The sequence below is a fragment of the Dyadobacter sp. CY347 genome (assembly GCF_021502655.1).
Taxonomy (GTDB): domain Bacteria; phylum Bacteroidota; class Bacteroidia; order Cytophagales; family Spirosomataceae; genus Dyadobacter.
This window is the reverse complement of sequence record NZ_JAKFFT010000002.1, coordinates 975,861-996,176: the sequence shown is the minus strand read 5'-3', so window position 1 is coordinate 996,176 and position 20,316 is coordinate 975,861. Positions and strand designations below refer to the sequence as shown.

The 20,316-nt window shown below is 42.9% G+C and carries 30 protein-coding genes; 15 read left to right on the top strand and 15 right to left on the bottom strand.

Annotated elements, in window-relative coordinates; translation table 11 throughout:
* Positions 1-937 precede the first annotated feature (937 nt).
* Both def and L0659_RS05015 read right to left on the bottom strand, forming a co-directional pair.
* Positions 938-1,432 carry a peptide deformylase gene (gene def / locus L0659_RS05020; protein ID WP_235124596.1) on the bottom strand — a complete coding sequence of 165 codons (495 nt, stop codon included), beginning with the start codon at positions 1,430-1,432 and terminating at the stop codon, positions 938-940.
* 14 nt (positions 1,433-1,446) lie between these two features.
* A complete protein-coding gene (locus tag L0659_RS05015) occupies positions 1,447-2,229 on the bottom strand; it encodes a hypothetical protein (RefSeq protein WP_235124595.1) in 783 nt (260 codons plus the stop codon).
* Between the two features lie 292 nt (positions 2,230-2,521).
* Here L0659_RS05015 and L0659_RS05010 point away from each other — a divergent pair, with 292 nt between their 5' ends.
* Both L0659_RS05010 and L0659_RS26455 read left to right on the top strand, forming a co-directional pair.
* Positions 2,522-3,115, top strand: a complete 594-nt coding sequence (locus L0659_RS05010; RefSeq protein ID WP_235124594.1) for a transposase — start codon at positions 2,522-2,524, stop codon at positions 3,113-3,115.
* Complete coding sequence (locus tag L0659_RS26455) at positions 3,103-3,330, top strand: integrase core domain-containing protein (RefSeq protein ID WP_409018715.1); 228 nt, start codon at positions 3,103-3,105, stop codon at positions 3,328-3,330. Before L0659_RS05010 ends, L0659_RS26455 begins: the two co-directional genes overlap by 13 nt.
* Positions 3,331-3,338: 8 nt before the next feature.
* Here L0659_RS26455 and L0659_RS05005 read toward each other — a convergent pair whose 3' ends face one another.
* The 6 genes from L0659_RS05005 to L0659_RS04980 form a co-directional block, all read right to left on the bottom strand.
* Entirely contained in the window at positions 3,339-3,896 is a 558-nt protein-coding gene (locus L0659_RS05005; protein WP_235124592.1) for an antirestriction protein ArdA, read from the bottom strand.
* Positions 3,897-4,159: 263 nt separating this feature from the next.
* Positions 4,160-5,005, bottom strand: coding sequence for a relaxase/mobilization nuclease domain-containing protein (locus tag L0659_RS05000; protein WP_235124590.1), 846 nt, complete (start codon positions 5,003-5,005; stop codon positions 4,160-4,162).
* Complete coding sequence (locus tag L0659_RS04995) at positions 5,002-5,664, bottom strand: plasmid mobilization protein (protein WP_235124589.1); 663 nt, start codon at positions 5,662-5,664, stop codon at positions 5,002-5,004. Before L0659_RS04995 ends, L0659_RS05000 begins: the two co-directional genes overlap by 4 nt.
* Before the next feature lie 216 nt (positions 5,665-5,880).
* The gene (locus tag L0659_RS04990) at positions 5,881-6,564 is read right to left on the bottom strand and encodes a phage integrase SAM-like domain-containing protein (protein ID WP_235124588.1); all 684 of its coding nucleotides are present in this window, start codon (positions 6,562-6,564) and stop codon (positions 5,881-5,883) included.
* A 27-nt stretch (positions 6,565-6,591) separates the two neighbouring features.
* The gene (locus L0659_RS04985) at positions 6,592-6,864 is read right to left on the bottom strand and encodes an Arm DNA-binding domain-containing protein (RefSeq protein ID WP_235124587.1); all 273 of its coding nucleotides are present in this window, start codon (positions 6,862-6,864) and stop codon (positions 6,592-6,594) included.
* Between the two features lie 355 nt (positions 6,865-7,219).
* Positions 7,220-7,684: a hypothetical protein gene (locus tag L0659_RS04980; protein WP_235124586.1), complete on the bottom strand. Its 465-nt coding sequence runs from the start codon at positions 7,682-7,684 to the stop codon at positions 7,220-7,222.
* Positions 7,685-7,701: 17 nt separating this feature from the next.
* On the opposite strand from L0659_RS04980, the gene L0659_RS04975 reads away from it, so the two are divergent.
* Genes L0659_RS04975 through L0659_RS04940 form a run of 8 tightly spaced genes read left to right on the top strand, consistent with a single transcriptional unit; the run spans position 7,702 to position 14,190 of the window.
* Entirely contained in the window at positions 7,702-8,064 is a 363-nt protein-coding gene (locus L0659_RS04975; RefSeq protein ID WP_235124585.1) for a hypothetical protein, read from the top strand.
* 41 nt (positions 8,065-8,105) lie between these two features.
* Complete coding sequence (locus L0659_RS04970; protein WP_235124584.1) at positions 8,106-10,583, top strand: DNA methyltransferase; 2,478 nt, start codon at positions 8,106-8,108, stop codon at positions 10,581-10,583.
* Positions 10,584-10,592: 9 nt separating this feature from the next.
* Positions 10,593-11,507, top strand: a complete 915-nt coding sequence (locus L0659_RS04965; protein ID WP_235124583.1) for a hypothetical protein — start codon at positions 10,593-10,595, stop codon at positions 11,505-11,507.
* 5 nt (positions 11,508-11,512) lie between these two features.
* A complete protein-coding gene (locus tag L0659_RS04960) occupies positions 11,513-12,406 on the top strand; it encodes a hypothetical protein (protein ID WP_235124582.1) in 894 nt (297 codons plus the stop codon).
* Positions 12,399-12,812: a hypothetical protein gene (locus L0659_RS04955; protein WP_235124580.1), complete on the top strand. Its 414-nt coding sequence runs from the start codon at positions 12,399-12,401 to the stop codon at positions 12,810-12,812. Before L0659_RS04960 ends, L0659_RS04955 begins: the two co-directional genes overlap by 8 nt.
* 18 nt (positions 12,813-12,830) lie before the next feature.
* Positions 12,831-13,208 (top strand): hypothetical protein, encoded by a 378-nt coding sequence (locus L0659_RS04950; protein ID WP_235124578.1) that lies wholly within the window; start codon positions 12,831-12,833, stop codon positions 13,206-13,208.
* The gene (locus tag L0659_RS04945) at positions 13,205-13,708 is read left to right on the top strand and encodes a hypothetical protein (RefSeq protein ID WP_235124576.1); all 504 of its coding nucleotides are present in this window, start codon (positions 13,205-13,207) and stop codon (positions 13,706-13,708) included. Before L0659_RS04950 ends, L0659_RS04945 begins: the two co-directional genes overlap by 4 nt.
* Entirely contained in the window at positions 13,705-14,190 is a 486-nt protein-coding gene (locus L0659_RS04940; RefSeq protein ID WP_235124574.1) for a hypothetical protein, read from the top strand. The genes L0659_RS04945 and L0659_RS04940 overlap by 4 nt, the downstream gene beginning before the upstream one ends.
* A 154-nt stretch (positions 14,191-14,344) precedes the next feature.
* Here L0659_RS04940 and L0659_RS04935 read toward each other — a convergent pair whose 3' ends face one another.
* The 7 genes from L0659_RS04935 to L0659_RS04905 all read right to left on the bottom strand — a co-directional run bounded on the left by L0659_RS04935 (position 14,345) and on the right by L0659_RS04905 (position 17,990).
* Positions 14,345-14,956: a hypothetical protein gene (locus L0659_RS04935; RefSeq protein ID WP_235124573.1), complete on the bottom strand. Its 612-nt coding sequence runs from the start codon at positions 14,954-14,956 to the stop codon at positions 14,345-14,347.
* 60 nt (positions 14,957-15,016) lie between these two features.
* Positions 15,017-15,220, bottom strand: coding sequence for a hypothetical protein (locus tag L0659_RS04930; protein ID WP_235124571.1), 204 nt, complete (start codon positions 15,218-15,220; stop codon positions 15,017-15,019).
* Between the two features lie 41 nt (positions 15,221-15,261).
* Positions 15,262-15,462, bottom strand: a complete 201-nt coding sequence (locus tag L0659_RS04925) for a hypothetical protein (RefSeq protein WP_235124570.1) — start codon at positions 15,460-15,462, stop codon at positions 15,262-15,264.
* A 134-nt stretch (positions 15,463-15,596) separates the two neighbouring features.
* Positions 15,597-16,172, bottom strand: coding sequence for a hypothetical protein (locus tag L0659_RS04920; RefSeq protein WP_235124569.1), 576 nt, complete (start codon positions 16,170-16,172; stop codon positions 15,597-15,599).
* A 55-nt stretch (positions 16,173-16,227) separates the two neighbouring features.
* Positions 16,228-16,560, bottom strand: a complete 333-nt coding sequence (locus L0659_RS04915) for a YegP family protein (protein WP_235124568.1) — start codon at positions 16,558-16,560, stop codon at positions 16,228-16,230.
* A gap of 72 nt (positions 16,561-16,632) precedes the next feature.
* Complete coding sequence (locus L0659_RS04910; RefSeq protein WP_235124567.1) at positions 16,633-17,319, bottom strand: hypothetical protein; 687 nt, start codon at positions 17,317-17,319, stop codon at positions 16,633-16,635.
* A gap of 122 nt (positions 17,320-17,441) precedes the next feature.
* On the bottom strand, positions 17,442-17,990 hold the full coding sequence (locus L0659_RS04905) for a hypothetical protein (RefSeq protein ID WP_235124566.1): 549 nt from the start codon (positions 17,988-17,990) through the stop codon (positions 17,442-17,444).
* Positions 17,991-18,249: 259 nt separating this feature from the next.
* On the opposite strand from L0659_RS04905, the gene L0659_RS04900 reads away from it, so the two are divergent.
* The 5 genes from L0659_RS04900 (at position 18,250) to L0659_RS04880 (ending at position 20,298) form a co-directional block, all read left to right on the top strand.
* The gene (locus tag L0659_RS04900) at positions 18,250-18,576 is read left to right on the top strand and encodes a hypothetical protein (RefSeq protein WP_235124565.1); all 327 of its coding nucleotides are present in this window, start codon (positions 18,250-18,252) and stop codon (positions 18,574-18,576) included.
* A gap of 11 nt (positions 18,577-18,587) precedes the next feature.
* Positions 18,588-18,770: a hypothetical protein gene (locus tag L0659_RS04895; RefSeq protein WP_235124564.1), complete on the top strand. Its 183-nt coding sequence runs from the start codon at positions 18,588-18,590 to the stop codon at positions 18,768-18,770.
* Positions 18,771-18,836: 66 nt separating this feature from the next.
* On the top strand, positions 18,837-19,958 hold the full coding sequence (locus L0659_RS04890; protein ID WP_235124562.1) for a hypothetical protein: 1,122 nt from the start codon (positions 18,837-18,839) through the stop codon (positions 19,956-19,958).
* Positions 19,958-20,131 (top strand): hypothetical protein, encoded by a 174-nt coding sequence (locus L0659_RS04885; RefSeq protein WP_235124560.1) that lies wholly within the window; start codon positions 19,958-19,960, stop codon positions 20,129-20,131. The genes L0659_RS04890 and L0659_RS04885 overlap by 1 nt, the downstream gene beginning before the upstream one ends.
* Entirely contained in the window at positions 20,128-20,298 is a 171-nt protein-coding gene (locus L0659_RS04880) for a hypothetical protein (RefSeq protein ID WP_235124558.1), read from the top strand. Before L0659_RS04885 ends, L0659_RS04880 begins: the two co-directional genes overlap by 4 nt.
* The last annotated feature ends 18 nt before the right edge of the window (positions 20,299-20,316 follow it).

Here is a 20,316-nt window from a genome sequence, read left to right as displayed (position 1 = left end):
TTGATCGATGCTAATCTTAATTGCTAATAAAAAAGTGAATGCTCTTAGACAGTTAAAAAGATCTTTGATTAGGTAATTGTACTCAGCTTCTGCTTCGTTAGTTTTTCCATTATAAATAATTTTATACTTCATTTTCGAAAACTCGCTTGAGCTTAACCCCCGCTTTTCAACTCGATATTCTACTGTGGAGGAAGCCAAAAAGAAGTATAGCCACCTTTGCATCACGTATCGTTTTTTGTGATGGTATGGGGCGTGTGCATACTGCTTGAATACTTTTGGCAAGTGAAAACTTAAGATTAGGTCTACAATCTGAACTAGGTGTCCCAGTATATAAAGTGTAGGCATACCTCCGACTAATAAAACGACGGTCATAATATCCTTTTCCTTCAAAACCATTAACAACTGATATAAAATGTTGAATAGGTTAGGATATGCAATGATTGTCAAAATGCCGCAAACTAATCCGGTCAATAAATATACAATTAGATCTCGAAAGGTGTATCTTACATCCATAGAACAATTTTAAAAATGCAATAATAAGCGAATAGTTTGGTAAAACTATTTAGTGACGAACCCTTTCGTGTGGACTTTCTAGATTCATCAGTAAGGCAAGCGAAGACTGAAGTCCATCAGGCAAGTGCGAAGAATTTTGTTTGTTGTAACATAGCCGACTATGAATTTGACGACATATATTTGACTTTATTTTTCTTCACCCATATTTGCTGTTCACTAATGATCTTATCAGGATGATTAAGAGGGCGAAATTGAGTGTCAGCAGATGTTAATTTTGTATACGTACAGGGGTGTTGTTACACATTTGAAAATTGATTCAATAATGGATTTTTTTGAGACGGGTGAATTTCGCGTATATAAAGAGTACAAGAACAGTGAAGTGATCTTTGCTGTATGATCCACGAAAAGTTCTATAATATGGTGGCTAGTTTACTGACTCGAGAAGACTAAGTGAATTCATCCGGTCTACATAAAGTACCCCTAATAGGTGATCTATCTCATGTTGAATAACCCTTGACATAAATCCAGTATAATCTTCAATTTTCACATTTCCTTCCATACCAAGGTATTTAACTCTTACCTTATCTTTGCGCTGGACTGGACCGCGAAAATTGGGGAGTGATAGGCATGTTTCTTTCATAATCTTTTTACTACCGGTAATTTGTATAATTTCTGGATTGATCATGACTATATGATCGGGATTTTGATCTTTTTTAATATTTACAACAATAATTCTCTTAAAAATTCCTATTTGAGGAGCAGACAGGCCGACAGAGATTAGACTACTTTCAAACGCCTGGATCAGTTCTAAAATATCCTGCGTTATTTGCGGATCGTCATGCTCCACTATTTTACTTACTTTACGGAGGATATTGTTGGAAATGAAATCTTCTTTGCTTAGTTCGATGATATTTTTCATATGAATTTCTTGGTTCATGGTATCCATCTAACCTTATAATGGAACATTAGACTCGGTTTTAAGAGCTCCCAGGTAGCTCGACCCGAATCCAGTGATTTTGCATTAGTCTGTCTTGGGGTTTCCCCTTCTGCGTGACAGACGTCTAAGGCTGCATCAAGCACGCCCAACGAAGAATCGAGATGAAGGTCCATAATTAGTTTGTCCGTTGGCGCCAAAATCGTTGTAGAGAAGAATGGTCTCGCACTAAGGCTTTTGTTGTCACACTCCCATTCCACCGTAAACTCAACTTCATCTCCTGCTGAGAGCAAACGATCGAATCTTATTTCATACGTATCATAGTAGGCTTCTTTATTGGTGAGTACAAGTTGATATCGCCTTTCGAGACATCTAATGTCATATTTCTCTCCAGTCCAGATAAACTTGTCTGAAAAAACTCGGGTATCATTTTTTAAACACCGCAGCTTGAAGGTGCGGCGATGTGTCACACTATCAGGAGCGTTGAATTTATGGTAAATTCTTTTTTCCAAGATATGAAATGTGGGCCTTAGGACTGGAAGGTATGACCTGATTGCGTTAACTTTTAAGTAGAACCTTAGGACTAACCAAACTATTAATAAGATCCATACTAGGTATATGTAAAGTTCGTACTCGGCTAGCTCAGGCACTTTTCGGATTAGAATCTCTTTGCTAAGATAAGTAACCAAAAAAACGACGGCTGTGGCAATAGTTGATGCGATAAGTTCTACAACAATACTTGGAGGTAGATCTGAAACGTTTTTTAGAAGGTTGTTACTCATTTGATTGAAGGTTACACTCCAAAGTACGTAAGAAATCCCATGCAGAAAAATATCGTTTCACTTTTTCTAGAATTGTTGCTTTCCTCTTCAGGATTATAAGTTTGTCTACTACTCCACAATTTAGCTATATTAAATCGCTCGATTATTCCGAAGAATTGAATGATTATGCGAGTTACTCTTGTACGCTTTCCCAAAAATAGAGTGGTGATGAATTAGACAAATTTTCTAATTTTAATCTGCTATGAAAGGAAAAACATCCACAGAAACTTAGATCGTCAAAATCTTCAAAGACTTGGATTCTGGCAAACAAGCAAACGATGTTGCTCGAGAAAATGGCATTTCCAAAGCTAGCTTGTACAATTGGCGTAAGAAGTACAGTGGTATGGGAGCTTTGGAACTGGCGGAATTGAAGGCAATCAAAGAGGAGAACTGCCGTCTGAAACACATGTATGCGGAATTGGACCTGATCACAGGCTGGCAAAAGAGATCATCGAAAAAAGCTTTAAAGCCTGCTCAGAAGCGGCTAATAGCTTCCGATATTTCTCAGGAAGCTGGATTTAGCATTGAGCGGGCTTGCAGTGTTTTGCTGTTAAGTACGGGTGTTTTCTATTACAAAACTGTCAAAAACGACCTGCCTGTTATAGACATGCTTAATGAGTTGGCAGAAGAACATCCGACAAGAGGTTTTGATTGGTATTACGGTAATTTGAGGAACAGAGGCCTACAATGGAATCGCAAACGAGTGCTTCGAATCTATCGAAGTATGGATCTCAAACTAAGGCGTAAGCGAAAAAGACGTATTCTAAAAAGGCTGAAACAGCCTCTAATTGAGGCAAAGGCTTTGAATGAAACCTGGAGCGGACGCCGCGCGGTATGGATTTTGTAAGTGATGCTCTTAGCTCGGGCAGATGTGTGCGAACATTAATAATCATGGATGATGCTAGCAGAGAGGCGCTTGCGGACAAATGGCTTGATAATTACAACAGTCAGCATCCACACAGGTCAATGAAGGGACTAACTCCAAATCAAAAGCGCATATTGCTGAAAAAAAGTGCCATGAAAAAGGAAGACTTAATCATTGAAATCAACAACCAAGTCTAAATCACAGCTCATCTAAAAATGGGAAGCCTACAGTACACCTCGGTATAACCTTCTAAAAACAAATCGCGAGCAAAGGCCTCGTAATCAAAATACCTTTCAAGCGTCGTAGGCATATCTGCAAACAAACCCGTCTCCTCAATGTACTGATAGGCATATTCCACCTTCGCATCCTTCATCGACCCACCAAAATACCCTCGGTAGCTGTCTTGAAAGGCATCGATTTGCTCATCCAAAGATTTGCCATTTCCAGGCCAACAATTAATCTGTTCAGAGTAAACTTTGAAAGCTTCCGCCGTCTCTCCATCCATTTCGGAGATGGTCTGGAAAAATGGAAAGGCGTTTTCATCCAAGCAGCACTCGGAGACCAGAAAGTCAGGAGTGTTTTCCCAATCCTGAAACATGAGTTCCGTATCAAACTCATTACGATGGTATTCATAGCAATCCTGATAAAACTCCTTTACACCGGCATAGTCTGTCAAATCAAACCATTTCCCGAAGAGTGAACCGCAATTGTACATTTTGTAAGTGCCTACATAAATTCTTGGAGCATTTTCTAGTGATTTCATGATTGAAAGTCTTTGAAGTTACGAGCCTGGCTTTGTGCTCAGGGCAATCGCCTCCTTCAATCGAAGAAAAAGTGACGGGGTTTGCCCCTTGGGTGCAAAGTCGGGAGGCGGTTTAAGGAGCGGCAATCGCCGCGGTAAATAGCCGGAGACTTTGCAGCCGTCACTTTTTACTTCGTAACTTTCGTTGCAATGACTGACAAGTGTGCGTGTGGTTTTGAACTCAGGAAAACATATTATCAGCTGTTTCTCTATTCTGACATTCGTTAGATACTTAATCCTTGTTGTTTCCGCCGAGACTTTTTCTTGCGTTTTACAGGCACAAAAGCTTGCGACATCTCCAAACCCATTCGCTGTTCAAGATTTTGCAATGAATACTCTTTCCCCAGGTCAGAACCTTTCACTTTCATCCGATTTTGCATATTGAAAAAGGCTATACCTCTTCCTATATACGTCTTGAATCCGTGCGTTTGCATTTGCTTTCCAAACTCGTCGATTGAAGATGCTTTTGCTAAAACTTGATCTACCAAACTTCTGAGGTTGATGATTGCGGTATCCTGCCTTGGTGCGTGCTGCTTTCCTTTTTGATTTAAACTCATGTCAGAAGTTATTGTAAGTCCAAGTTCTAATTCCATCCGTCTTGAAAATTCGCCCGTCCGCGCATAGTTCTTAAAATGATCGGCTGTGTTTTTACCGTTGTAGTTGATCCGGTTTGCGACAATATGAATGTGCTTATGCTTCGTGTCGCTGTGCTTGAAGGCAAGCATTTGATTCTCCGAAAAACCAAATTCCTTTGCAAACTCTACGACCAAGCTGGTGAGCTTTTCTGTGGACGGATCTTCCCGTGGCGGAAAGCTGAACGATTGATGCCAAACATATTTATTGAGATTTCTGTTTTTGTCCCTGTTATCCAGCATTTGCTTGGCGAGATAATCCAAGTCCAGCCTTCCATCCTGCATGGTATTGATGCCAAGGTGCTGAATGTAGATGAGCTCTCCCCGCACATCGTCGATCGTAACTTCTTTCGATTGCTTTGCTGTCAAGTTCTTCTCGTAATAGCAGTAGCTCAATATTCCCTTAGCGAAATTTCCCAAGCCAACTTTTCCAATCATAAGTCGAAACGTTTAAGCATTGCCGTAACCTTCTCTTCGATGATCCTATGCACTTGATCGGGATGATCCGACACATCCGATTTCCATACCCGAAGCTGTCCGACAAGCTCAGCAGGCTGATAGTAGCGGTCATACTTTGCTAGCAGCTCTTTGGCGTTGCGAAAAATGTTCTCGGTTGTTTCAAGAATGCTGGTCTTGTTTTGAGATTCTGGCAGGATCCACTGAATGTATAGCGTCAACTGGTGCATCCACTCCTGCACATTGTTGAGCGTCTTATGAAATGTCCTGATCTCAAAATCTTCAAATATCCAGAGCGTGATTATCTGCGAAAGTAAGCGCAAATGCTGACTGCTCTGCATCCATTGCCGGCTTTGCACCTGATGATCCTTTGTTTTCAACACCGCAAGCGACAGAATGCCGCTGAGCTGTTCGAGCGTCCGAATCAACTCGGCTGTTCGGGCGGGCAATGTGTTCTTATGCGGCTGTTTAATGGGGACGTCCAAGGCCAGTGTCAAAAAGAATTGACTTGCGGAAAGCCCGCTTTTATCGACCAGCTGGTTGATCCTAATTTTTTCGTCTTTAGTAACCCAGACAGAAAAGTGGTCCCTTCGCACAACCTTCTCCTCTTTCGGCGGTCTTCCTTTTCTTCTGCTTTCCATAATGTCTGCGATTTAAGCTATGAGCCGCGAGGCGAATAGCAGGGGTCCAGGGGTTTTCCCATGGCCAGCCGCCGGGTCGGCGAGCGTCGCTCCGACACTTTTTGCGACGTACTGGCGATAGCTGGCTGTGGAAAAACCACCGTGGTTCCCGAAAATGTTTGAGTTTGTTTGTCTTTGTTTGAAAATGTTCGAAACCTGATTTCAGACTTTGGGGCATTACTTCCGCCCAAGTGGTATGAGCATTTCCTTGGTTTTTTTGTCAAAAATGTATTCTCGCCCAATCAACACGTCCCCTTTCTTCCCCTGGGCTCGAAGCTTCAAAAAACTACCACGTTCATCCTGCAAAATCTCTCCATTCTGCATCAGAAGACGATAGGCTGGTGCATTTTCGTAAGCTTCAACAATCCTGAGACGCTCTCGATACTCCTCGTCTGTTGAGATTAGCCAAGAAAATAAAATCGAGCAAATTATCGCAACAACAGACCATGGAAGACTCTGCGCCAAGCCGTAATAGAAAGCTTGCTTTCTGTCAGAAAAATGAACTGGTCGTTGATTGCTTTTGATTACAGCTGCCGCTTTGTCGATTGTGTCTACCGATTGATCGACCTCGGCCTTAATGCGTTCAAAGTGTTCCTCGACCTCGGCTAATAACAAAGCGGACCAGTCATCGATTTTCTGGGCGTATTCGAACTGGGAGATAAATTCGAAATCCAACTTTTTTATATCAAAATCGTCTTCCTTATATTTCCACTTAATGAACTCACGGGTGTGTTTGAGCGAAGTCTCGTATCGTTCGAGTGTGCCTGGTGCAAAGTCGGTGCCGACAAGTTCTGCGACCTGCTCATTATGCTCCTTGAAGATTTTAAGGATTGTCATTTTGCTCACTTCCTTTCCGAGCATCAAATTTTTGATCGCGTCCGCGGTCAACTATTTATCTGCGTCCAATAATGCTTTCTTAGCTTGAAACACTTTCGTTGTCAGTGAGTCTAGATAAGCGTTGAGCTCCTTTGTATCTTCTTTATTCCCGGTTGCTCTCCCGGCCCTCACATTCCATTTGGACGGATGCCATGTTCGCCTTGTGGTAATGTCTCTAGCTTGATGGTTCACTGTGACACGCAGGTAGACTGCGCGCGTGCCATCTTCGTTTTCTGCTCTTGGGGTTTTCAAAAAGAAATTCAACCCGAAACTGTTTTCTAACATAATACAACTGGTTTTAGATGAACAAAAATCGAATTGTTATCATTGAAACGCAAGATGTTTACGGGGTGAACATCTTGCTAACCAGCTAGTTAAGTGCTTTTTTCTGCGTCATTTTGGATCGTGGCGTTGTTCCATGATTAACGTCAAAAAACATTGGGAATATTTGAATTTTTTGGTAGTTAGTAAAAATCAAAAACCCCGTTTAAAGCGTTTAAACGGGGTTTTTGAATGTTTTGACATCATGTCCTGCAGAGAGAGAGGGTCTTGAAAATCTGCCTCTATTGCTTGTTTTGGCCTTATGGTATACAAAATGGTATATAAGCCACACAAAATACAGCCCTTTCGGAGCAAGTGATTACTTTTCGAACAAGTCGATCAGTGATGGCACTTTCACTCCTTGAACGCGAACCGACATAGGTTTTGAAAACTTGCTTTTTCCAGCGCGTCGTGCATTGTGCATCATTTGTTTTGCGCCTTCAATTCTGAAATCATGATCTCTGTCTGGGCAAAGGTTCGCGCCCTTAGCCTTTCCCACTAGTTTGGATACGATGGCTTTCTGGTAATCCACCTCTTCAATTAATGACTTTACTTTTTCGGAATCTTCGCCAGCTCGAATACCAGTTACTACGTAATTGCTGTCAAAGCTAGGATATCTTCTTTGAATCCGGTTCAAGAGCAAGACTCCTGGCAAATTCCTTCCAGATGTCACATTAGTAAATGTTTGAGCAGAAAATCCGATCTCTTGCGCGATAGCATTCTTTGAGAATCCGAGGGCTTTAATCTCTTCGGAAAAGCGTGACTTGATTTCTTCTTCTTCCATATAGATTAGTATAAAATTTGTTTGATATTATTTCAACATTATTTATATTTGCATTCAACAAGTCTTTAAATATAAAGAATATTCAAACATTGTTTCAACAAAGATTAAAGATTATGCTTAAAGAAACAAGGAATTTGTACGAACGGCTTGGAAAAAGGGCTAAACTGCCAGCTAAGGCACTTGAAATCCTTACCAAAGCTGGTTTGAAAACTCCATACAAAGGAGTGCCTTACACTATCGGAAATATCTACGCTGTGTTGGCAGGCAAGTACGAAGACAGGCAGGTGGATGAAGCTATCATCCAGGCCGCCAAGGATCATTTGGCAAAGGAAGAAGGAACTACACTTGATATCAAAGAATCGTTATTGGAGATGGCATAGCCGTCTCCCTTCTGTGTGCTAATTCTAAAAACTATATAATAATGAACTACCAAAACTTTTTGGAAGCCAAGATTCGTATTGCCCCAAAAACGGGTTTTGACATTAATCCGGAAGACTTGCACCCAATTTTAAAGCCGCATCAACGCGACATTGTTCAATGGTCGATTAAGGGTGGCACCCGGGCGATCTTTGGAAATTTCGGAACGGGTAAGACGATCATGCAGCTGGAAACCCAAAGGATGGTCCAGTCTTACAAGGGCGGCAATGTCTTATTCGTTTGTCCCCTCGGAGTAAAGCAAGAATTTGAAAAGGATCGCAAAAAGCTGGGCATGCCCAAATTGAAGTATATCATCAACACAAGCGAGCTAGAAGAAGGGCACCACTTCTATATCACCAACTACGAAAGAATCAGGATGGGTGACATTGATGCGACTCAATTCATTTCCGTCACTTTCGATGAAGCATCAGTGCTTCGCAATCTGGATACGGACACGACAAACGCTATCGTTGATACGTTCGGACAGATCCCCTACCGTTTCGTTCATACCGCTACACCGGCACCAAACCGATATCTCGAACTGATTAATTATGCTGAATACCTCGGCATCATGGATCGTGGTCAGGCACTTACACGGTTTTTTGAACGGGATTCCACCAGCGCGGGCAATCTCACACTTTACAAGAAGCGGGAAAAGGAGTTTTGGTTCTGGATGTCGAGCTGGGCGGTATTCCTTACAAAGCCGTCTGACCTGGGATATGACGACACCGGCTATGATCTGCCGCCGCTGATTGTTCACGAGCATATTGTCACCTATGACAGGAAGCTGGCCATTGATCAGAAAACCGGCCAAAGCACATTTATTCCCGAGGCATCTGCGAGCCTTCCCGCGGCGGCAAAGGAAAAGAAGCTGTCAATACCTACCCGGATTGCCAAGATGAAAGAGATCGTCGATGCTGATCCTGACTCGCATTACATTCTTTGGCATCATCGGGAAGAAGAGCGTGAAGCCATTCAGAAAGTGCTCGGAAGTGATTGCAAGTCTGTTTATGGCAGTCAGAACATTGATTTGAAAGAGGAATACCTGATCGGTTTCAGCGAAGGCGACTTCAAGTATCTTTCTACAAAGCCAGAAATTGCCGGTTCCGGGTGCAACTTCCAATATCACTGCCACAAGGCAATCTTCGTCGGAATTGATTACCGCTTCAATGATTTCCTACAAGCACTTCACAGGATCTACCGTTTCTTACAAGCTCACCAGGTGGAGATACACGTAATCATGACCGATGCAGAGTTGAAAATATGGGCAGAAGTGATGCGCAAGTGGAATGAGCATAATACACTGCAATCTGAAATGACCGACATCATTAAAGAATTCGGACTGAACTCAGATCTGTATCAATACCAGCTCAAACGTGAAATGTTTTCCGGCCGTAAGGAGAAGCGCGGTGATAATTGGGTGCTGGTCAATAATGATTCCGTTGATGAATATGAGCGAAAGCCGGACTGCAGTATAGGCCTATTCGTTAGCTCCATACCGTTCGGCAACCATTACGAATATTCGGAGAATTTCAACTGTTTCGGGCATAATGTAACGAACGAGGAATTCTTTGAGCAAATGGATTTCCTTGTTCCGAACATGTACCGGACACTCAAACCCGGGCGAATTGCCGCCATCCACGTTAAAGACAGGATCCGTTACAGCTACATGAACGGCACAGGTTTCACAAGCATTGATCCTTTCAGCGATGATACGGTCCGGTGCTTCCGAAAACACGGCTTTCACCTGTTATCCCGTATAACGATTACCACGGACGTTGTTGCCGAAAACAATCAGACATATCGCCTCGGTTGGTCCGAAGCCTGCAAGGATATGACAAAGATGGGTGCAGGCCTGCCAGAATACGTCTTGATTTTCAGAAAGCCGCCTACCGAAAACAGCAATGCATACGGTGATGAGCCTGTGGTGCATGATAAGTCTCAGTACTCACTGGCCAGATGGCAACTCGATGCACATGCATTCTGGAAATCATCAGGCGAACGGCTTATTGATCCTGAATATCTTAAAAGGCTCGACCTGTCCGATGTGCTGAAAGCATGGAAGGCGCTGGACACCTCTGAAATTTATGATTTCAACCGGCACGTTGAGATCTGCGAAGCTTTGACCGAGGTAAAAATGCTATCCAAGAAATTTATGTGCGTTCCTCCGCAATCCAACAATGATCACGTATGGGATGATATCAGCCGGGTGAACACACTTAACAGTGATCAGGCGCGCAGAAACCTGACAAAGCACATTTGCCCTATGCAGCTTGACGTGATTGAAAGATGCATTGAACGCTTCTCGAACCCCGGCGACGTGGTAGCAGATCCATTCAATGGCATAGGTTCCGTCGTGTACCAGGCTGTTAAGATGGGCCGAATCGGCGATGGATGTGAATTGAATACCGAATACTGGCAGGATAGCATCAAACACGTGCGATCGGCCGATTTGAAACAAACGGCTTTAACTCTTTTCTAGTGAATTCCTATGACAGGATACGAGCTGACCCGGCAGTGGTGGGACTTTTCTTTTGAAAATCAAGATTTGGTAGGCTCCAAGCATTGCGCGTTATACATGTGGATTATTGAGAAAAATAACCGGCTCGGCTGGGTGGAAAATTTCGGCTTTCCCATGGACGAAGCAGGCGCAGCCATCGGCATACGTAAGATACAAACCGTACGTGAAGCCCTAAATGATTTGGTCGAATGGGGATTCGTTCGAATGGTGATCAAGTCGCAAAATCAATACAAGGCGAATGTCATTTCAATCATCAACTGCACTATCGAATCAGGGGAATGTCTCGACAATGCCTTACGCTTAACCGAAAAACGGTTAACCACGGGGTTGAGCACGGGTCAAGCACCGGGTCAAGCACGGGTCAACCAACCGGTCGAGCACGGGTCAAGCACAGTCCCTATAGTTAAACAAACAAACAATGAAACAAATAAACCTATAAACAGTGTAGCCGCGGCTACGGATGACGGTTTTACAGAAGTTGAAAGTTTTGATGTTTCCACAGAAGAAAAAAAGAAACCCTCTCCAAAAGTTGCGGCAAAAGGTTCTCCCAAATTTGACCCGACAAAGGTTGATTTACCCTTCACCGGAAAGGAATTCTCCGCTGCCTGGCTTGCCTGGATCAAACACCGGCAGGAAATCAAAAAGCCTTTGACGGAAACGGCCGTTGATCAGCAGCTCAAAAAGCTATCCGGCTTTGACGAACCCACCGCCACGGCCATTATCCTGCAAACGGTCGAGAAAGGATGGCAGGGCATCGTGTACGAACTCCGAGCTGAAAGTAAGTGGCAACCAAATGCTCCCCCTGGAAAGGGGAATATTCAAAAGAATTACGAAAGCGTGCTGACAGCCGAGCAAAGAATACTGCAAAAACGTGGATTAAACTAAAAGCTATGACAGCCATAACCAAACCAAACACTTCAATCCAGCGATCGATCCAGCTTTCGATTCCTGACAAGATTAAAGCAAAACTTAGCCAGTCAGAATTTCGGCTCGTATCTGCATCAATCCCTTCTGAGAAAAATCCGAAGATCTGTGAACTGGACGAACGTATGCGCCTTCGAACCGCCTCAACCATTGTCATTAAAGCCGAAACACGACTCGGAAGTAAGGATAAGGATGACTTGCATCAGGAAGCGCTAATCGGTGAGATCGAATCTGATCTGCAAAAATTCCCGAACATGACCACGCTGGAAATATTCGCTGCGCTGGAAATGGGGTTGGACGGAGACTTCTCAGAAAAAAACATCGTGGTTTTCACCTCTTCAAATTTTGTGATTTGGGTAAAGCAATACATCGAACTGAAAAAGATGCCTGCAATGAAGGTATTTGCTCAGCTAACCCACAAAATCGACCAGTATGAATATGTGCCTACCATTGAGGAAACGCTGCTTCACAAGCTGCAAATGCTAAGAAGCGCACTATTCAAATCAGGTCCAGAATCCGAGGGCTTTCAGGATTACGGCGGTGTAATTTATAGCCTTCTTGATCAATTCGGCTATTTCAATCTCGATTCCGAGACTAAGTGGGGCTACATGAAGAAGGCGAACCAAATCATGTTGCAGGAAGCAATTGACGCCAAGGATGCTGGTAAAATAAAGTCAATGTCTGATCTGATGCACGCTACAAAGCTGGGATTCAAAGATGAGTCTGTAATCGCCACTGCTCAGCGCTTGGTTGTTTTTGACAAGCTGAAAGAAATCTGTCAGACAATTGAAGATGCGAATGACTTTTTAGAAAAAGTAAAAGCAAAAGTGGATGAATACATCACTGTTCTCAATGGCTAATCTTAAAGAAACAAAGCGCCCGAAATGGATGCCAATGATGTACGTCAACTACTTTGGTTTGATTCAGAAATTGGCAAATGAACATGGATATGCTCTCTGTGTTCACGGATCCGTCGTGAGAGACTTTGACCTGGTATGTGTTCCATTTGACGAAGTGGTAAAACCACACGAGGAACTCATTGCCGCCATCCGCAAGGCAATTGGGTTTAGCAAAAGCAGTGATCCAATTTTCGATAAAGTGGGATATGAACCACACGGACGCATATGCTATACGGTCGAGTGTGGCGGCAGTGGTTATTTCGATATCAGCTTTACGCCAACCATGCAGCAGGCTTTCAAATTAGCGCAAGACAGCCTGATCAGGCGCGAAGAAATCAAAACATTGATCGCAAGTTTTCAACAATAACCTCTAATAAACATTCCAATGAACGAACCTCAAAGACTTGACAGCATGAGCAAAATTCTGCTCGCAACATCCACTATCAATTACATGGCCAACGCTGTCAATAGCGTGATTAGTGATTACCAGATGATCATTACCGTCAATTCTACACCCGACAGCCCGCAAAGCGAATCATCAAAAAAAATAATGAGCGATGGGTTAAAGGAAAAGGAAGATTTCATGGCCGAAATGGCCAATAAGCTTTCTGGCATCTTGGAAGAATTCGGCGATTACATAAACGGCTGCGATATGGTATGCGCGATCGATATGCGGATCTACAATGCACCCTGCGACATTCTTCTAATGGGAAAAGATTTGGTAGACCATGATTACGATAACGAAGAAGCGCCATTTGCATGAGGACATTGACACACAGAGATTTGGTCAAATCAGCCTACAATTGGGTTTTGAAAAAGAGCTGCGGATTTGCGTTTAAAGAATTAAAAAGCTTTGAAGCTGAATGTGCAGACGTGATTGGATTCGGAGCTTGGAATCATAGTATCTTGATCGAGTGCAAAGTATCCCGATCCGATTTGTTTGCTGACCGAAAGAAGCCATTCCGGATCGAACCGGGAAAGGGTGTAGGCAGATATCGATTCTATTGCTGCCGGACAAGCCTACTGAAAGTGTCAGACCTTCCAGAACAGTGGGGACTGATCTATGTCGATGAAAAGGGTAAAGCCCGCTGCGTGCACAACCCTTACACAAAAACGCCGGAAGGCTTCGGATGGAAAGGTGGCTTTGAGCCGAATGAAGATGCGGAGCGGTCCTACATGTACAGCGCTTTACGTCGGCTGCACCTACGCGGCCGAAAAAAAGAGATTTATACAGATCCTAGCACTTTAAGCTTGTTGACATGAATTTCATCTCGCGCCCAAACTGCCCGACTCCGAATATCGTCGCCATCGACCCGGACCTGAACGCATCAGGCGTTGCAGCCTGGCATTATCCTACCCGGACCTGGACAATGGCAAAATCGGTCAGCATTGAGAATATTTTGGAAGCATTGAAGGATCTGGATCCAGCCGAAACGACGGTTTACATTGAAGCTGGCTGGAAGATCAAAAAGCATAACCTGAGAGGTGGCAACTATGCGACAGCTCAGGCCAAAGCCCGAAACGTTGGCGAGAATCATGCGACCGGCAAGTTGATCGCCAAGATCATCCGCAAAGCTGGCTTCACAGTACATGAATTCTCACCACTGAGAAAGGGAATTTTCAAAACGATGGAAGGATCCTGGACTGATCATGGCCGTCGATATGTAGAGAAAGAATCCGGATTATCCCACCGGATGAATGATGATGTCAGGGATGCGATTTATACCATTTTACATTTTAGATAATGGATCACGAGAAACTCCTAACAAATATGTCAGATTTCTTCAATAGCTCTAATTCTTTTGTCACCCAAACGCAATTCCTGCTTGATAACATAAAGTTCATCCATATTTCTTTTACTTTGCCAAGGTATGCAGGTGAATAGTGATTATTGCGCTCCTATACATCAAGAACTAAATTGATCCACGCCGTTGTATTCTCATTGTTTCCAAATCCCTTCACCATCCGATACACGAAATTTTCGTCCAAAAATGGTGTACTATAAATCTTTCTTGTTGCTTTAAATAGAGGCAGGAAAAGGTCATTGAATCCCTCATATGCTATCATAACATTTGACAACATAACCCAGTCCCTTGTAAAACCATATTTTAAATTCATCACATTGTCCATAATATATGCCATTTCCCACTGGTGAATCAAGTAATCCTGATCGGGGGGCGGCAATGTTACAGTATTATGTCCAGCGTCACTTCGTACGAACATTTTCTTATATTCATTAAAGCTGCTCTGCGGCGGCAGGAGGCCTAATATCTCTGGATGCTTAGTCCCAATCAAAGTGAAAATTTTATAAATACTGTGATTTAGGCCAGAAAAATCTAAGTTCAACTTTAAGCAAGCAGCCTTAGAGCTTAATTCCAAAAGGTGTGCATAGATGAAAGGCAAGGAAGAGTTTTCGTAATCTTGGAACTTGACCCTGATTAATGTTAAAAAGAAATCATCAGCCATTCTTCCAAACTGCTCACTTGCCTTTTCACTATTGGATATTTTCATCGATGTTAACGTCTTGTCGGATTAATTTACCATTTCACCTGAGCATAGCGGACAAAACCTTTATCCGCCCAGAATGCCATTTGAAGGGTATTTTTTCTTAATTTCAGATAAAGTATCTGACCGCATTTGTGCATGTTCTATCGGCGTTGGGAAGCGAACCGATGGATTGTTTTGCATGACATAGTCTAATACTTTTGACAACACTTCCACATTCATTTCGAGGTTCAAAATTGAATTCTGAATATCAATATCTCCGATTTTCATCTAATGATAGTTTATGTAGATATAAAGGACTTACGGTTTAACTATTTTCCGTTAACAGGCGTCCACTTTGCACCCGGGATAGTCTTTGAAAGCGCATTGGCCGCTTCTAACTCTATCTTTCTTATTTGTTCTTGACTTGGAAAGTTCATTGTCGGATTAGTATCGACCAAATAATCGAGTATCTTCTCTAACCTGATCATTCTAAATGTTGTTTCAATTGTGGCTTTTTCTAGATCGCTCATAAGGCTTGGCTTTAAGTTAATAAGCAGTTTTTCAATAAATTTTTAAATGAGATTTTACCAGTCTGCACCAGATTCTGGTTATTCGAATTCAAATTATTCGATATGATAGCGATACGCATTATAATTGTTATTGCTCAGTGGCCAACTGTATATAAACCTAACCTCAAATTGCTTTCAAGAAGGTCGAATAGCGCTAAAACATCACCTGACTCTATAAAGTCGCCTAGGACTGTTTTACCATGCAGACCGTTTTCTATGACAAAAGTCTCAAACGACGCCGGCCGTCTGGGCTCTGCGGGAACAAAATTAAATTGATTTCCGTGAGCAATGCCGTTTCGAAGGTGCCTCATGAATTCTAACTCGGGCGTCTTGGTGAAATAACCACTTTTTGCTAGCAAATCACCAATTTTCAAAATGGCTCCGGCTGTTGGCAACCGAATCATTTCAAGTCGGAAACTCGGAGCACCATTTAATGCCTTTATCGAGTCTGGGATATTCAAATTATATCCCCCTGACTTGACTGTGTCGTTTTCAACCCTGATTGGAGACGACTTCCTACCAACTAAAAAGGTGGTCATCGGACTAGGAAACATTCCATTAAATGCATCGAACATTTGCGGAACTAATAAAATAGAGCCAACCGATAGTGCCGCTATACTGGCTTTTGATAAGAGAATTTGGTCGGCAATATCATCTTGTATAGTGCTCATAAGAGTTTGTTTAGATTTATTTCAATCTTTCGATCCCAATTCCGCTTTCATGTTGTTACGAAGCCTGATCGTCCACATCATCCGACGTGCCATTTAGCTTTACAGATTCAATCCCACTGTTCATTCCAGATGACGATTCATAGTTCTCGCTTGTTCCAATGATTTGTCCATTTGTCGCTTTTAACACAAAACGATACCGGCCAGTGGTAGCATTGATTCGTTCGTAGCGTGAATCGTCCTGGCAGTTGTTCCTAACAGATTGAATCCCGCCCTTACAGCCAGCCTTGGTTTCATAACCTTCGCTTGTCAAAATGATCTCACCGTTTCCGGCTTTTAGGTTGAATTGAAATTCTCCGTTGCTTCGGTGTTTGATGATGTACTTACCCATAAAATTTATAAGATTTAGTTTAGATTAATTCAGTCTTTCAGCCCGAAGTGCGCTCTGTTTTTCGCATTCCAATCATATCTGTTTGCCTAGATTCTTTTCACTTGGGTATTTGAAAATAGGTTTAATCGAAAATTCAAAGGGCCGGTTGGGGTTTGCAAAAGCGAATACCCCCCGATTCGTTTCGTCAGAATACATACCGAAACCAGTCTTATTCCTACCGAATAACTTACATTGTAATTGCACGGTGTCGCCGAGCAAGGCAGCTTGAAACACGACTTCGCCTTGAACGTCAATAATCTCAAGCTTACTTTTGGTGTAATTTCTATCGAAAATCTTATTCGCGTTTATTTGCCACTCATTTTCTACTAGCCTAGCCACAAGATCTCCATTTGAGTCATTTATATCAACGGATACCGCTATCGAATCATTGATCAGAGCGATTGTTAGGGGCGTGTTGTCAATTTCAAATATTGGACCCGAAGTAGTTTTTTGGAAATAGGTTAAGCTATTTCCTACTTTTAAGACCGCATTGGACCCAAGTTTACCATCTTGCAATAATACCTTCGGAGGTTTCGATTCGACACTTTTTAGAACTCCCGACATTGCAGTTTTTGCATCCCTTTCAATTTCCAACTGCTTCCCAAAATAGAATATCCCAAAAACGCAGGTCAACGCGAGAACTCCGAAAGCCCAGGCTCCAATATTAGCTAGCAGCAGCAATAATTCATTATTCATTTTGCCAGCGGGTTTGTTTTGCATATTTGATCTGCATTATAAAGAGATTTTCGATATTTAAATCCTATTTGACCACCTACCCACCCTCAATCATCATTAATCTTCCGGCCCGAAGTCCGCTCTTAGGTTGTTGTAATGCTTACCGGCTATTTGAGTTCGTTAAGCTTGGTACTAGCGAGCTTAAATGAATCTTCAATGACTGTCAGTTGATTCAAGAAAATAGAGCCGCCACTCCCATATTTTTCGAGTCTCATGTACCAAGTAGGTTTGCCTTTCTGTATCAGATAGCCTAGATGAAAGCCATCTTCTGTAACATACTTATTTTCAAGATAGTCGGCCTTTGATTGAAGGTCTATGACTAGCTGTCCTTGTAAAGTACCAAGAGCCTTCGAAAGCTCAGTAAAATCCTCTGATGCAATTGCGGCAACTTTGAGGCCGTATTCTGTTTTATTGGAAATCAGATAAAATAGTTTTACGTCGTCTCCTGAGTGCACTTTCCGAATTTTTGTTTCAGCCGAGGCGCCAAACTGCTGAGCTAAACCGGTTAAGTTGTAATCTTCAAACTTAATAATCACGCCACTTTTTGATGTGAATTTATCCAGCTTGGTTGCTGGCTGCGAAACGGATTCTTGAGCAACGCTAAAACGCGATGCTAGCAAAAGGGACAACAAGAGGACAAGGTAAATTCTATTCATAACTACTGATAGGGGGTATGTAACTATCAGTAATAATAATACTTATAAAAAATCTTTCAAAATTTTAATTAATGCAACACATTGACTATCAACAATAAATATAGACTTACATAAATAATGATGATAATACTATAAATAATGTTTGGATAATGTTTCAACATGATTTATATTTGTACATGCCAATCACGAAACGATAGGCGCTAAACCAAAAAGACACCCGGCAGGCAAAGCCACACCGGGTGTGCTAATTCTAAAAACTATGACAAAGTTAATCAAATCAGACGTGCAAGCATTGAGCCTTGCAGACTTCACCCAAGAGCTTTACGAAAGCCTGGTTCTTCCTTACGAAAAGGATAGCATCGTTCGCGGTAACCTGATCACCGTTGAAGTTGAAACGGAATACATGCCGATCAAACTTAGCGTAGCAGTTCAATTCGACGACACAGTTGAATCATTGAGAGAACGCTTTGACGCTCAGCTTGCTGAAAACATTGACGACTTCGAAAACTACGAGCGTTGGGCACGTGACAACTACGAACATGCCTCAGTGATCCAAGGACGTGCATTTGATTCTCTAACCTGCTAAGCTTAATCATCATGGAAACTCTCGAATTACCAGCAGTATCAGAAGCACAGAGATTAGAAGAGCTATCAAAAGCAATGTGGGATCTTGTAAACGCCTACTCATTCGACACTCAGGAAGGTAAAAGCAAACACCTGGCAATCAGATCCACCGTGTTAATGTCCATTTACCACACCACCGGCGTCATGCCGAGATAAAGACAGCCGGGAAAGACCGGCACCCTTTTCCATTCTTCATTTTGTTAACTCCAAACATTATACGTCATGTCCGTAGAAGTACTCGAATTGCCCGAAACTGACGAGAAGCTCGCGCCGATCACCAAAGTTAAGACTGAGATTGCCCGCATGCGTAAAGCATTCTTAGGCCTGAAAATTAAAGATGTCAATGATCGTGAAGGTCTTCTGAAAGTCTCCACTGCCCGCAAAGAGGTCAAAGCTGTACGTGGTCAGGTTGAGAAAGAGCGCAAAACTCTTAATGAGGATGCTCTCAAATGGCAACGTCAAGTCAATGAGGCTGCAAAGGAAATTACGAAGGAGCTGTTCAGCATCGAAACTCCTTTGCAGGAAATGGAAGAAGCTATCATTGCGGAAAAAAATCGGATCAAAGAAGAGTTTGAATCCAAGCGTAAAGAGAAGATCCAGAGCCGTGCGCAAGTTGTGACATCATTCCAGGGTGTGACATTCAATGGCCTATCCTACTCTCTTGGTGAAGTGAAAATCGGTCAGGCTGATCTTGAAAGTCTTCCAGACGATAAGTTTCAAACAGAGGTTGAAAAGCTGGAAGCGGAGTATCAAAGCATTTTGGAAGCGCGTCTGGAAACTGAAAGGCTGGCCAAGGAAGAAGCAGACCGCCTTGAAGCGCAACGCCTTGAACAGGAAGCCGCTGCCGCTGAATTGAAACGTCAGCAAGATGAAATCGCAGCTGAACGCCAAAGGCTGGAAGATGAGAAAGCGGCTCATGAAGCGATATTAGTCGCCGAAAAAATGGAACGTGACGCAATTGCGCAGCGTGAGCAGGACGAAAAGGATGCCGAAGCTCGCCGCCTGAAAACAGAAGCCGACGCCAAAGAAGCGGAAGAAAAAAGGCTCGCTGAAATCGAAGCTGCCCGCGTGGAAGCTGCCGAAAAAGCGCGTGTAGCCACTGAATTGAAAGCAAAGCAGGATGCAGAAGCAAAAGCCGAAGCAGATCGCCTTGCCAAGGAAAAAGAAGCTCGCAAAAAAGCGCGCCGCCCAGACTTGGAGAAGTTCACCGATATGACCAATCAGATTAAGGTGATCCTTGAAAGCTTCACTTTCAGCACCGAAGATGGGAAGAATGCGCAGGCCGACTTCAAAACAGGTGTTGATCTGCTGATCAAAGCAAGCCCCCTAACCAAGGCTGAATAATGCGCACCACGATCATCTTTATGGTGCTGCTTTGTCTGGCATCAATGGCAGATTCCCTTGTGGAGTCTGTTATTGATCGCCTGAACTGGACCGACCTGATTACGCTGGGAATTGTACTGTTTGCCGCGCTTTTCATTTACACCGTTAAGAATGCCCAAACCCGTGAGCGATGAAAGAACCGAACAACCATTGGATCATGATCGTGTACCTGTACTGGCTCTTCCAGTTCATCCTGATCGTGGCGGCTGCATGTGCGGTGATCCTTATTGCCACTGCGGTTTTTGGCCAGACGACGATCATGAGCGTAATACAAACCGTCCTGCACCTGATCAACGTATAAGCATAACCGCACTCAAGA